General features: G+C 34.4%; 12 protein-coding genes. All 12 read left to right on the forward strand.

Annotated elements, in window-relative coordinates:
- The 12 genes from LEP1GSC190_RS07000 to LEP1GSC190_RS07050 all read left to right on the forward strand — a co-directional run bounded on the left by LEP1GSC190_RS07000 (position 1) and on the right by LEP1GSC190_RS07050 (position 12,967).
- The gene (locus LEP1GSC190_RS07000; RefSeq protein WP_004280171.1) at positions 1-549 is read left to right on the forward strand and encodes a GNAT family N-acetyltransferase; all 549 of its coding nucleotides are present in this window, start codon (positions 1-3) and stop codon (positions 547-549) included.
- A gap of 34 nt (positions 550-583) precedes the next feature.
- Positions 584-2,350, forward strand: a complete 1,767-nt coding sequence (locus tag LEP1GSC190_RS07005; RefSeq protein WP_004280126.1) for a carbamoyltransferase C-terminal domain-containing protein — start codon at positions 584-586, stop codon at positions 2,348-2,350.
- A 532-nt stretch (positions 2,351-2,882) separates the two neighbouring features.
- Entirely contained in the window at positions 2,883-4,400 is a 1,518-nt protein-coding gene (locus LEP1GSC190_RS07010) for a hypothetical protein (RefSeq protein ID WP_004280040.1), read from the forward strand.
- Between the two features lie 834 nt (positions 4,401-5,234).
- Positions 5,235-5,843, forward strand: coding sequence for a class I SAM-dependent methyltransferase (locus tag LEP1GSC190_RS07015; RefSeq protein WP_004280749.1), 609 nt, complete (start codon positions 5,235-5,237; stop codon positions 5,841-5,843).
- Positions 5,840-6,535 carry an LbetaH domain-containing protein gene (locus LEP1GSC190_RS07020; RefSeq protein ID WP_004280867.1) on the forward strand — a complete coding sequence of 232 codons (696 nt, stop codon included), beginning with the start codon at positions 5,840-5,842 and terminating at the stop codon, positions 6,533-6,535. The genes LEP1GSC190_RS07015 and LEP1GSC190_RS07020 overlap by 4 nt, the downstream gene beginning before the upstream one ends.
- Before the next feature lie 244 nt (positions 6,536-6,779).
- Positions 6,780-6,914 (forward strand): hypothetical protein, encoded by a 135-nt coding sequence (locus LEP1GSC190_RS20575; protein WP_272914456.1) that lies wholly within the window; start codon positions 6,780-6,782, stop codon positions 6,912-6,914.
- Positions 6,915-7,240: 326 nt separating this feature from the next.
- A complete protein-coding gene (locus LEP1GSC190_RS21010; protein ID WP_081606727.1) occupies positions 7,241-7,483 on the forward strand; it encodes a transposase in 243 nt (80 codons plus the stop codon).
- A gap of 278 nt (positions 7,484-7,761) precedes the next feature.
- Positions 7,762-9,189 carry a DUF4910 domain-containing protein gene (locus tag LEP1GSC190_RS07030; protein ID WP_036047975.1) on the forward strand — a complete coding sequence of 476 codons (1,428 nt, stop codon included), beginning with the start codon at positions 7,762-7,764 and terminating at the stop codon, positions 9,187-9,189.
- Positions 9,186-9,914 (forward strand): cytidylyltransferase domain-containing protein, encoded by a 729-nt coding sequence (locus LEP1GSC190_RS07035; RefSeq protein WP_004280422.1) that lies wholly within the window; start codon positions 9,186-9,188, stop codon positions 9,912-9,914. Before LEP1GSC190_RS07030 ends, LEP1GSC190_RS07035 begins: the two co-directional genes overlap by 4 nt.
- Positions 9,914-11,269: a glycosyltransferase family protein gene (locus LEP1GSC190_RS07040; protein WP_174232288.1), complete on the forward strand. Its 1,356-nt coding sequence runs from the start codon at positions 9,914-9,916 to the stop codon at positions 11,267-11,269. Before LEP1GSC190_RS07035 ends, LEP1GSC190_RS07040 begins: the two co-directional genes overlap by 1 nt.
- Positions 11,266-12,033 carry an SDR family oxidoreductase gene (locus LEP1GSC190_RS07045; protein ID WP_004280656.1) on the forward strand — a complete coding sequence of 256 codons (768 nt, stop codon included), beginning with the start codon at positions 11,266-11,268 and terminating at the stop codon, positions 12,031-12,033. Before LEP1GSC190_RS07040 ends, LEP1GSC190_RS07045 begins: the two co-directional genes overlap by 4 nt.
- On the forward strand, positions 12,023-12,967 hold the full coding sequence (locus LEP1GSC190_RS07050; RefSeq protein WP_004280493.1) for an aldo/keto reductase: 945 nt from the start codon (positions 12,023-12,025) through the stop codon (positions 12,965-12,967). The genes LEP1GSC190_RS07045 and LEP1GSC190_RS07050 overlap by 11 nt, the downstream gene beginning before the upstream one ends.
- The last annotated feature ends 5 nt before the right edge of the window (positions 12,968-12,972 follow it).

A 12,972-nucleotide genomic window follows, 5' to 3' on the forward strand; every position in this document is an offset into this window, starting at 1 on the left:
ATGGAAAGTGTTTTCTTAGAATCAGATCTTGTATCCCTTAGTCCTCTGACGGCAGAAGATTATTCGGAGCATTACTTAAATTGGCTAAATGACGAAGAAGTCAATCGATATTCGTATCGCCGATATTTTCCGATTACAAAAGAATCTTTAGAAAAATTTTTAAGGGAAATCTCAAATCATTCGGATGAAGTACAATTTTCTATCAGAAGAAAAAAAGATCTAGTTCATATTGGAAATATTTGCCTTAAATCGATTCATTGGCAGGCGCGATGTGCTGAGCTCGGAATTTTAATTGGAGATAAATCTGTCTGGGGTAGAGGATTTGGTACGTCAGCGGTTGGTCTTATTGTTAAGTATGGATTTCTCCGTTTAAATTTAAATCGAATCGAGGTAGGCACTTTCAATCCTAACGCCGTAAAGATGTTTGAAAATAATCAATTTCAACACGAAGGTGTAAGTCGCCAAAAAATATATATCGATGGCGCCTATCATGATGATATCAAGATGGCGATACTTGCAGAAGATTTTTTTAAAAAGATTAAGTTATAGAGTAATAAATAATAGTAAATGGGTGATAGGTATTATGAAAATATTAGGAATTTCTGATACGCATGAGGCTGCTGCCGCTTTGATGATTGACGGAAAGATTATAGCATCCTCTGCTGAAGAACGTTTTTCCAGATTGAAGTCTGACATGGGTTATCCTTCCCAAGCGATTCGTTTTTGTTTGGATTTTGCGGGAATTCAACCACAGGATCTTGATGCTGTGGTTCTTGCAACAAATAACAGTCCTGCGGCTCATATAAGGATTAAAAGAGAAGCTACATTTTCGATTAAAGATTGGGTTGATGAACAAAATTTATATTGGAAAAAGAAGTTTGCAGGCGAAAATCCATCTTATTTTAAGCTATTTGCTGAAAACCCTAAATATATACACGATACTTCTTACAACTATGAAGGTGTTTTTAGTGAATCTAATGGAGTGGATCAAGAAAAGTTTCGTAAGGTTCGATTTAATAAGACAAAAAACGATTTAGGAATTTCGGAAAAGATCATCCATTTTATCACACATGAGCATTGTCATTCTTATTATGGTTATTATGGAGCAAATATTCGAAAAAAGGCCCTCGTGTTTACTTGTGAAGGGGAAGGTGACTATTCAAATTCTACTGTAAGTATTGCTGATTCCAGTGGCTTGACGGAAATTGCGCATACGAAAGAAAATCATTTAGCACATTATTATCGATATATTACTTTAATTTTAGGTATGAAGCCGAATCAACACGAATATAAAGTAATGGGCCTTGCTCCTTATGCATCCGAGTATGAAATTCAAAAAGTTTTACCTGTGTTTGAAGGTTTGTTGGATGTAAAAAATGGAAATTTAGTAAAGGGGCGTAAAATTCCTGACAGCTATTTTCACTTTATAGAGGCTTTTCAAGGTCTTCGATTTGACGGTATTGCAGGTGCATTGCAGCGATATCTGGAAGATAGGTTGAGTGCTTGGATCTTATACCATATTAAAGAAACTGGAATTAGAGATATTGTTTTTAGTGGAGGAGTCGCTCAAAATATCAAAGCAATGAAAGCCTTAAAAGATTTGCCAGAAGTCGATAATGTATTTGTAAATCCTATTTCGGGTGACGGATCTTTATGTATTGGAGCTTGTTACAAATATTATAAAGATCTTAATAGATCAAAAAATCCAGATTCTCTTACAAGCATATATTTAGGTCCGTCATATGATAAAACAACAATTGAGCATTCAATTGCAAAACTGAAGACAAGGGAAAAATTTAAAGTTGTAGAATATTATAATGTGGATGAGGTAGCAAAGCTTTTGGCTGAAGATAAAATTTTGGCTCGATGCGTAGGAAGAATGGAGTTCGGACAAAGAGCTCTTGGAAATCGTTCAATTTTAGCCAATCCTTCCAATTATGATAATTTACGAAAAATCAATCAAAAAATTAAAGGTCGGGATTTTTGGATGCCGTTTACTCCATCTTTATTGGATTATAGGGCAGGGGATTATTTGATTTCTCCTTTCGATTCTCCTTTCATGACTGTTGCCTTTGATTCTACAGAACTAGCTCGTAAGCATTTGGCGGCAGCAATTCATCCTGCGGACTTTACAGTTCGCCCTCAAATTTTAAAAGAAGAAAGAAATCCTGGATACTACGCTTTAATTAAAGCATTTGAAAAATATACCGGGGTCGGAGCGCTTTTAAATACTTCTTTTAATCTACATGGGGAACCGATTGTATGCTCTCCGGAGGATGCTCTTCATACGTTGGAGAGATCAGAACTTGATGGAGTAATATTTGATGATTACTTAGTTATAAGACTGTAGAATTTCGTTTTAAAGTTAAAGCTTTTAATACATGTTAAATGCTAAATATTTGCCAAAAATTCATGAGGTTGTATTGCAAATATATGAATAGAAAAAAGTTGATTATTTTCAAAATCAGATTCAATCTTTTTCAATATTACTGTTAATTTTAAGAAATTCGTATAATCAATTTTTAAATGAATTTTGGTATTGTGTTTCGCATTTAAGTGTTAGTGTGCCTCCCGAAAAATTCATAGTGTGAAATGCGGGATAGAATTGTTATAAGCCCCTGCGCGCTTTGATCTGAGCGAAAGGCGCAACTATGGGATTATTTTTTGCAAGGTGCACTGAGTATATTCAAGTTTTAAAATTTCATTTTATAAGGATTTCAGTGATTTAGCCTGAACTTTAAGAAATTAATTGATAAGTTCGCTTTAATTCAAAATAATAAAGAGATAAAATGTTAATACTCGATTTCGAAATTTATTTTTAAAATATTATCCATTGTGCAAAGTAGTAAAATATATTCTATCTAACAAGGAGCAAAACTGAAATGAAACTAAGAAAGGAAGTTGAAGCAACAAGAAGAAGCTATCACTTGGAACCGACTCTAAATAGTGTCCATCGCTCCTCATTATTGGTTCCTGAAATTCCAGGGTCTATAGCAGAAATTTCTTTTTTAAATCATTTTTTAATAAAACGCAACAACAAATATGTAGCATGCCGAATTACGGCAATTGATCTTGAAGGGCGTCGAATTGAATCAAGGCAGTATCAAATCGATGAGCCTCGCGTTTATACTTTTACCCTATCTGGAATGGTAAATATTTCTGTATCTACTTATTTAGTAGAGTTTTTCTCAAGTGCAAATCTATTTATCCCTTTCCCCGCCGTTATGATTATGCATAGGGGGCCCGGTTTTCTAAATCAGGTCCATGCATATAATCGTATCTTAAATGATATCTTTGAAGAAGATGTGGTTAATAAGGTTCCTGTTCGCGAGGCTTCAATTGATTTGGATTTAAATGAAAATAGCTCAACATTTGTCATATTTACGGCAGGTCAATTTGAATGTGAAGGTGAGCTTGTTTTTCAAATACTTACTGCTACTAATGTTTATTCGATTACTTATCCATTGAAAATAAAACGCTTTGGTAATCAAAGAATAGTTATTCGTGAGATATTTCCAAATCTTCCAGCTGATATAAAGGGAGTTCTTAAAATTCAACAACCTTCTCAAGTGTTTTTTTATGGGCGATTAATGGTTGGAAAATGCTTAAGTGATTGCGATACTTTTAGTGCTAATCATAGTTACTATGATTCTTCTGAAACGCATGAATATTGGGATAACAATCTTTCTTTACGATTTTTTCCTTTTTTTCAAGAATTAGAAAATCGAGTTTGTCTTTATCCAATTGCATCTCCATCTACCTTAAGAATCTCTATATTAGTAGTGTCAGTCGATGGCTTAAAACAACGCGAAGTAGAAGTGGGCATTTTGACATCTCCAGGACCAGAGTTGATCGATGTTTCGGTAACATCGCTTGCAGAAGTATTAGGCTTTTCTGTTAGAGAAATAGGATCTTTTGCAGTAAAAGCTTATTCCGATACAGGTCGCATTCCAACTCGTATTAGTCAGCAATTAATTTATGGTAAAAGTAAGCTCCCTTCCTCTATTAATGTAATTCTTGTTAACTCCGAAGAATTTGTTCCGACAGGAAGAAATGGGCTTACATGGGGGCAATCTGTTATTGGTTCTCATTATGATTCATGGTTAGGTATTATACATCGTGGTATGCCTGAACCTGAAAACCTTGAAGATAATGATTTAATAGAGGTTACTTTCTATGACATCACTGGAGAAATTGCGCGTCGAACATGGAGAACTTCTTATGGTGTGGCGATCCGATTATCGATTAAAGAGGAACTTGCCAATGAAATTGGTAATTTATCAGATGAAATACCATCGTATATTTGGTGGGTTATAACAACCCCGAAACCTGTATACTATGCGTATTCAGTTACTGTAAATCAGAAAACAGGGAATTGCTCTGGTGAACACGGTTTCTAATTTTTAATATTAGAGTTGTAGCAGAATTAAAATCCTTATACTCCTTTTGTAGAAATATTGATTGGTATCAAGGGGAGGGGGATATTGCGTGATCCACGAAACTGTAGTGCTAACATAGGAATGAGGGTAAAGGAATTTTAAAAGCTCCTTAGCTTTTTGAATGTAGGGTACGACATAGTGAAAAAATCATCGCTTCTCACCACTCGTGAGAAGCGATTTTGCGTATTTTACCCCTTCCCCGATATTCAATGTTCTGGGATCCAATTTTGGAATAGATTCGCTCCCTTGCATGCCATCAGCAGGCCCATACTTTCATCGAGACTCTGATGAACATTAAACCTATAGGGCGGCTCTTCCAAGACAATTCTTTAAGAGCAAGCATGAATTTATGAAAGCTGTTCCGGGTCTAAATGTGGGTCACTGACGCAACCGAATGCCGCCGCAGAAGACCTTAAAACCGCGAGAAGCAGAAAGCATTTTATTCGGCAAGAAAAAAACGCACATGGTCAAGAACCTGGCCATAACCGACCGGAAAAAGAAAAAGGATCGTGAAATTATCTTGCCCACAAGTTAGGAACTATAGAATCAGTAGAAAATGAGCTTAATTGAAAATGTTTTCGTTCGAGTGAAATGATATAGAATCACATGGAATGTATTTCGAGAGATTAAGAGTAATTTCGCCGATTCTGTTTTTCGTGTTTCATGTGGACCGTGAAATTTTCTGAACCATCAAAATTTAATTCAGCTACAACTCGATTATAATACCTTGGCGGTATATTTCGTATAAAATGATATATAATCATAAATTATAGGGTAACAATGATGGATAATGAAATGGCTGTTAAAAAATGCTTTGAACATTTTGGAGGACAATGGCTCAAACCAAATCCGGATCATACAAGGGATTTATTAACTCTGATTGCGAAGTATATTCACGAGGGAGATACGCTTCTTGATATTTGTTGTGGGCATGGGCGTTTAACGATACCCTTAATTCAAGCTGGTTATACAGTTTTAGGAATCGATATTTCAGAAATTGTTATTGATTATGGTCGTACTTTATGTGCTAAAAGCGGTATCAAGTCCGATCCATTTGTAGTTGGTAGCATGAAAAATTTACCATTTTCAAAAGAGAGTTTTCATTTTAGTTTCTGTGTCTGGTCTAGCTTTAATTTTATGACTATTTTTGAAGATCAGATAAGTTCTTTGAATGAAATGCATAGAATACTTAAACCTAATGGAAAAGCCTTGATTGAATGTGCTCTCCACGAAGTAGTAGGAGGTGTACAAGAGATTTCCACTGACGCAGTTAGCTATGAATATTTTCCGTTTACTCCAGAAGAATTTGAAAAACTTGGATCACAGTCTTTATTTTCTCGAACTAATGTTTCAATAGAAACTTTAGCAGGAAGAAAACGTACTGTTGCAATTTTTGAAAAATGATTATATCTATTGGTGAAAATACATTAACGAATCTTTTAATCAGTCAAATTTCTAACAATTTTCTTTGCGATATTATAGAAGAAGATATTTTAAAACAAGCTGTGGCCCCTGCCTTAATCAGATCTGAGCTATGTTTTAAGGAAAATGTAAAAAAGTATTATTGGACTGAGTCAAGAGACTTAATATTTAGTCCTTTTCATTCAGATCAGTATGCGACATTTCTTTATTTTCTTGGGCAAACATTATGGAAGGAATATAATAATATAGTTCTTGCTGACAAAGTTTATTGTTTAAATAAAATGTTAAATTCATTTGATCTTTTTTATAAAGTTGAACTTCCTCAAGTTTTCGCTTGTATTCACCCTGTTGGCAGCGTAATTGGACGAGCTTTATTTGGTAATTACTTTATCTTTCAACAAAACTGCAATGTTGGAGAAAATGGAGGAAAAAGTCCTGTCATAGGAGATTTTGTCTGGTTGTGTGCGAATTCAAGTGTAATTGGTTCATCCAAAATTGGTAACAATGTGATTATTTCCTCTGGTTCAATAGTTAAGGATCAAGAAGTTCCTGATAATTCTATTGTATTTGGGATTTCACCTAATCTTATATTTAAAAATAAACCAATTAGCTATTTTTATCAACAAAGTCCGTTTAAATCGCATCTTAAAGCTTCAATTTCCAGAGAATTTTAAACTTAATAAAATTTTTCATTAGCTCTGGTTAGTGTTAATTTAATTTTTTATTTATAGTGCATTAAAAATTTTAAATTTTTAATGCACTTTATTATTTTCTAAAACAAAACTGATAGTTTTTTACTAAAATTTTGAGACTCTTAAGGGAAGTTCATGGGGAAAGGCTACTTCACAAAAGATTGCAAGAAGAGGAAGCAGTTGAATCTGAATTAAATTTCGTCATTGAAAAAACAGAACATAACTAATGCGTAATAATTCAAGTGAACCCAAACGAAAACTTAGAAATACGTTACCGTATGAATTAGAGCACCAGGCTGTAAATGATGGAGGGGAATCTAAAGAAGTCTTAAACGAATTATCTCCTTCCCTGGAGTCGTAAGATTAAGCGGTCGTTGCGGCTGGTATGAATTCTGTTTTAAAGACAATATAGAAAAAACTTCCGAATGTGGACATTGTCTATGACAAGTTTTGTATATTGAAATATTTGAATGGGGCATTGGTCATAGCTGGGAGAGATCGTGTTCTTTTTAGAAGAGAGATAAAGCTCCTTTGAAAGTCAAATGTCTATGGCTTAAGAATCAAAAGAACTATTTTAAAAAACAAAAGGAAATTTCAGTTTCCTAAACGTAAATCTTTTCAAAGTAGGCAGAGAGTAGTAGATCAAAGAAGCCTTTCAGAAATTCTGATCTTTCCGTTACAGAGGCAATGCCAAAAAGTTTTTCAAACACTGGTATTTCTTTAGCTACTCATTCTAAGTTAAAACCGATCATTAGGATTGCAAAAATGATTAAGGAAAATTTAAAGTTTGTTCTTACTTACTCTCATCGAACTGCCAACGTTGGTTTGAGAAGTGTTAATTCTATAATTCAAAGAATCAAATCCAATGCAAGAGGCTTTAAAAACTTCCAATTCTTTCGTATCTCTAGTTTCTTTCATTTTAGCGATTGACCCATGATTTTTCCTGAGTGGCCAATTTTGAACAGTTTTAGTTATAGCCTGTCTCAAAAGACTTGCTACCTTGTATCATAACAGCGTTAAGCTGCATGAATTACTTTTGATTCGTTTTTTAAAGTAAGTAAAAATGTATGATAAAATAATGATTTTTCTAAATAATTTATCTAAGAGTCCGTCCCAAAACCATTCGATTTTATCAGAATCTCTGGGGATCGGTGTGATCGTTTTGAGTTTTGGGACAGACTCTAAGTCTAAGAAGATATCTAATTAAAATGAATTTCCAATATATAAATAGAATATATAAACACATAGTAGCACTTTGTGAATTTGATAGGTTGCCTGGATCTAAAGAATACGATTTATCGTTAGATTATGTTCTTACACAAATTAAATCTATGGATTGCCAGTATAAAATTCTTGATTTTCCTGGAGAAGCAACTTATTGGAATTGGAATCTTCCGCTCGGTACATCGCATTGGAAGGATGGTCGAAAAAATACCCAGGTTAAATTTGATAGGAATAGAAATTTAAAATTGCTGGAGGTTGTTGTTTCGGGTGAAGATGAAAAGGAAATTTTTTTTATCACCCATTTATGCCATCCTAAACCTTCTGCCAATGATAATGCTTCTGGGCCAGCGATGTTTATCGAATTGATTCGGTATTTTGCTCAAAATAAACCAGAACTTTCGCTTCGATTTCTTTTTACCGTTGAATATTGGGGGACCGTTGCTTATTTTTCAAAGTTTTTAGATGTAAGAAAGAATTGTATTGCCGGTGTTTCTTTGGATATGGTTGGAGGAGACCAAAATTTGGCGGGATCCACGATGATTGTGGATGAAATTCCGCATCACCTAACAAGTAACTTGGATTTATTTTTATATGATCATATGCAAAGGCTCGCGCATGCTGGAAGTTATAGAATGGTTGGGGAGCCAATACTATGGGCGAGAACTCAAAAAGTTTTTTATACAGGTGGAAGTGATCATTATATTTTAAATGATTCGACGGTCGCGATCCCATCGACGTGTTTGAATACTTACCCGGATCGTTTTTATCATAGACCGGAAGATACTCCGGACAAAATTTCGAAAGATACTTTAAATTTATTTTTTTCTACTGTGATTCATGCTATTTCTGATTTTGCGAAGTCTTTAAATCAAGACAAAGAACGATCCATACTTTTGAATTATGCTTCCATTCAAAAAGATTTGGTTCGCTATTTGAATGAAAAAATTCAATCTTTTGAAAAGCCACATCTAAAAAAAGATAGTTTCATGATTTGCCATTTTTTGAATCTTTTTGAAAGAAAAGCTGAAATTCAAAATTCGAAAGAAAGAACTCAACTCTTTCAATTGATGGATCAATTGTATTTGAGAAGCTTTGGGATTTCGCTTCAAGAAAAATCATTCGATGAGAAACCCAAATTTGAAAAAACGTATTTAGGGCCACTTTATCGAAATCAATTATTTACCATTATTTCTAACGAGGAAAAAGATCGTCTTTTAAGTTTTCAATCCGCCGATCCATTATACTTTGCTAAATGCGAATTATCTATCAATTATCTGACCTTAGGTTACGAAATAAATGAAATTTCATGGTTAATGGATTACCATTATAAAAGTAATAACGCTTTATTCGATGGGTTAATTTTTTTCTTGGATCTTTTGGAAAATTACAAATATTTAAAGAAGCTGCATTGAAAATAGGTATTTTAATTCAAGCAAGAATGGGGTCTACAAGACTGCCAGGTAAAATTTCACTTCCATTTGGTGATACCACGATTCTGGGTTTTATGTTAGAGCGTCTTAAGTTTTCTAAATTTCAGGAAAATATAGTCGTTCTTACTACAGAAGAAAGCATCGATGATACAACGGAAGAAATCGCCAAGAAAAATGGAGTGAGCGTTTTTCGTGGATCAACGAGCGATTTGATTCAAAGGTATTTGAAGGCAGCCAAGCTACACAATGTAGATATTATCGTTCGATTGACAGGGGATTGTCCTCTCATTGATTCGAAAATTTTAGATTTAATGGTAGACCTTTTCTTATATAATCAAGGACGAATTGAATTTCTTACGAACTGCTTTCAAAGAACATTTGCAAGAGGGATGGATATTGAAATATTCACCTTATCATTATTAAAAAAGCTGGATTCGATTTGCCGTCTCCCTTACGAAAGGGAACATATTGTTCCCTACGTAGAGGAAAATACCAGGGAGTTTAAGTTTTTTGAATATCCAAACATTAGAAATGATTCCATGTATCGTTTGACTATAGATACCAACGATGATTATGAAACATTGAAATCAGTATTATCCTTTTTTTCATTAAAAGATTTTGAATATTCGGATATTATTCGAATTATTGAAAAAAATCCATCTATCATTAAAAACCAAACAGTTTACCATAAGGCATATACAGAATGATGCATAATTTAGTTTTCAATTCATTTTCATCTAAGACGGTTTTGATTCATTGCGATCACAAAAGAAGAGATTCCAGTTCGAGCTTTTTAATTGCGTTTTATCTTAGAAAATTAGGTTATAATGTGATTTTAGGTAGTCGATTGACCTCAAGATCACTGTATTATGTGTTTAGACCTGAATTGGTTCTTTTGACTCACCCAAATGGATTCCTTGATCCTAAGGAGATGCAGGAGACGGCTAAATATACTACTTTTATACTCCTTCACCCTGAAAGTTCTGGAATGCTTAAACATGCAATGATCGATCACATGCGAGGGGGTGGGATTTCCATTGGTGATTCTTATAGTAAAAATATCAGTAAAGTTTTTACTTGGGGAACTTTGCTACAGGATTGGATTATAGAGGCGAAACTTTATAAATCAGAAAATGTAGAATCGATTGGTTGTCCTCGTTATGACTTTTATCTTAATAAAGATCGGAAGGAATCTCAAGGATTGGGGATGATGAGTTCTTTTACCGGAATTACGACCTTTGATAATAGAAATGTATTTCAATTATTGGATCAAGGTCGAGGTTTAGGGGGAGTTATTTACGGAAAAAAGGGAGGCTATGAAGATATTCTTTGGACTTCGGCGACTTTTGCGAGATTGTATCTGGAGTTTTTGGATATATGGTGTTTTGATTTGAAGTTACCTGTATATTTGAGGCCTTATACTTTAGAGAATTTTAATGATATTAAGTATTTTAAAAATAAGTATAAGTCTTATTTAGAATTAGATAAAGATACTCCATTTGCGAAATGGCTTCAAAGTAAAAATGGAAATGTGTTTTGTTATTCTAGTTCCGTGATAGAGTCGATAATTAGCGGGGTTCCTTATATTTGCGTCCAAGGTGTCATTGAAGATCGATTGGAATTTCACCAGCCTAGAAAAGAGCTAACGGATGTTCGCGGTGAGTTATACAATTATACGTATAAGCCTAAATCGATTGAAGAGCTTGTTGAGCTTGCAAAAAAGGCGTATCTGGGTAAGCTTCCCTTGAAAACTTCTCTTGATAATTCAGCTAAATTAAAAAAACTGCTTTCTGACTATTATGGCTATCCGAAAGATGAGCCTTCCTCTTGGATATTGGCAAAACGAATCGATACTTTGATTCGAGATAAGAAAAAAAATAATCAATCTTTTAATCTCTCTAGATTTAAAGACTATGCTAGATCTTGTTACAATGTGTTGCAACATCTGAAACCGAAAATGTTTAAGACTTTAAATGATTATCATTTAATGCCCTGGGACAAAAAAGATAGAATGTATGCAGAAGAACATTTCAATATATTAGAAGGAATTACAAAATCATGATTTTGAAAAATTTCTCTGATGAATTTCAAGATAAACTTGTTTTAATTACGGGTGGAAGTGGGCAGATAGGGTCAGAACTGGTAGAGTCATATTTGAGCGTATCTGCTCGTGTTATCTGCTTAGATCCAGAACAGCCTTCAGTAGATTATAAATCAAATCGGTTCGAATGGATTCAAGCAGACATAACGAATCGTAAAGAAATAAAAGAGATTTTTTTATCCTTAGTAAATCAAAATAAAATTCCGGACATCTTAATCAATTGTGCCGGGATCTCTGTATTTACCCCTTTTGAGGATAGAACGGACGAAGAATTTAACGAAGTCGTGCATGTAAATTTGAACGGGACTTTTTTACTCTCTCAATATACTTTCCGTCTTTGGAAAGAAAAAGGGAAGAAAGGAATCATTTTGAACTTCGGATCTATCTATGGTGTTTCGATTGCAGATATGAGAATCTATGGAGACTCCGGAAGAAATAGTCCTGAAGTGTATGCAATGACAAAAGCTGGGATCATACATTTTACGAAATACTTGGCAAAATATGCTGCTCCTTATGGGATCAGAGTCAATTGCATCAGCCCTGGGGGAATTTTTGCAAATCAGAGTTCTGATTTTATTCAAAATTATATATATAAAACACCTCTTGGTAGAATGGGCAATCCGTCTGATCTCGTAGGTGGTGTTTTCTTTTTAACTTCTTCTTTATCGGAATATGTAACAGGACAGAACCTTCTCGTCGATGGGGGATTTACAATTGGGGATTGAGGAGAAGGATTATGTCACTCTCCCTGAAACTGATCTTAAAGTTTCTCGATTGAGCATCGGAACTTGGTTATTTGGAGGACTTCGATGGGGTTATGTAGACAATTTAGAAAGTGAGAAAACTTTTTTATCCGCCCTCGATCTTGGAATTAATTTTATCGATACAGCTGATGCCTATGGAAAGGGGCAGTCAGAGGAATTTGTCTCTCGATTGACGAAAGGCAGAAAAGAAAGTTTAGTAATTGGTACAAAGGCAGGGGTCGTTTGGAATCTGGATGGCACAAGAAAGATCGATTTATCTAAAAGACATCTTATCGAAGCGGCGGAAAGAAGTTTGCAAAGGCTTAAATTAGACAAGATTGATTTATATTATTTGCATGAACCAGATGTAAATACAGATATAGAAGAAACGATAGAAGCGTTGCAGCTATTAAAAGCTCAAGGTAAAATTCGTTATATTGGCCTTTCTAATTTTCCAAAAGAAACCGTTGCTCAGTTTAATTCGATGATGCAAGTTGCCTGCTTGCAGGACGAGCTGAGTTTAATTCACAGAGAAGCCAAGTTGACGAATCTGAAATTCGCAAAAGAAAATAATTTAGGATTTTTGGCTTATAGTCCTTTGTCAAAAGGACTTCTTACGGGAAAGTTTAAATTTGATAGTCAATTTTCTTCTGATGACAATCGCTCTGGGAATGAAGATTTTTCAGGTGAAAGTTTGAAGAGAAACGTTGAGAAAGTAGCTATGCTTTCTGAATTTGCAAAAAGACTAGGGCATACTGCATCGGCTGTTTCTATCGCTTGGGTTTTAGGTATAGATTCAGTAACGTCAGTTGTCTTAGGCGCCAGAACGCAAGAACAATTGGAAGCGCAGATGAAGAGTCTTGAAGTTGTTTTTGAGTTAGATACATATCAGCAAGTAGAACAGATTTTTAGTTAAAGGAA

Origin of the sequence: Leptospira mayottensis 200901116 (assembly GCF_000306675.2) — a bacterium.
Taxonomy (GTDB): Bacteria; Spirochaetota; Leptospiria; order Leptospirales; family Leptospiraceae; genus Leptospira; species Leptospira mayottensis.

Bases quoted from the DNA above. Each gene is read 5' to 3' on its own strand.
- LEP1GSC190_RS07005 (WP_004280126.1), top strand. From the start codon at position 584: ATGAAAATATTAGGAATTTCTGATACGCATGAGGCTGCTGCCGCTTTG.
- LEP1GSC190_RS07015 (WP_004280749.1), top strand. From the start codon at position 5,235: ATGGCTGTTAAAAAATGCTTTGAACATTTTGGAGGACAATGGCTCAAA.
- LEP1GSC190_RS07040 (WP_174232288.1), top strand. From the start codon at position 9,914: ATGCATAATTTAGTTTTCAATTCATTTTCATCTAAGACGGTTTTGATT.
- LEP1GSC190_RS07010 (WP_004280040.1), top strand. From the start codon at position 2,883: ATGAAACTAAGAAAGGAAGTTGAAGCAACAAGAAGAAGCTATCACTTG.
- LEP1GSC190_RS21010 (WP_081606727.1), top strand. From the start codon at position 7,241: ATGCCAAAAAGTTTTTCAAACACTGGTATTTCTTTAGCTACTCATTCT.
- LEP1GSC190_RS07020 (WP_004280867.1), top strand. From the start codon at position 5,840: ATGATTATATCTATTGGTGAAAATACATTAACGAATCTTTTAATCAGT.
- LEP1GSC190_RS07030 (WP_036047975.1), top strand. From the start codon at position 7,762: ATGAATTTCCAATATATAAATAGAATATATAAACACATAGTAGCACTT.
- LEP1GSC190_RS07000 (WP_004280171.1), top strand. From the start codon at position 1: ATGGAAAGTGTTTTCTTAGAATCAGATCTTGTATCCCTTAGTCCTCTG.
- LEP1GSC190_RS07045 (WP_004280656.1), top strand. From the start codon at position 11,266: ATGATTTTGAAAAATTTCTCTGATGAATTTCAAGATAAACTTGTTTTA.
- LEP1GSC190_RS20575 (WP_272914456.1), top strand. From the start codon at position 6,780: ATGCGTAATAATTCAAGTGAACCCAAACGAAAACTTAGAAATACGTTA.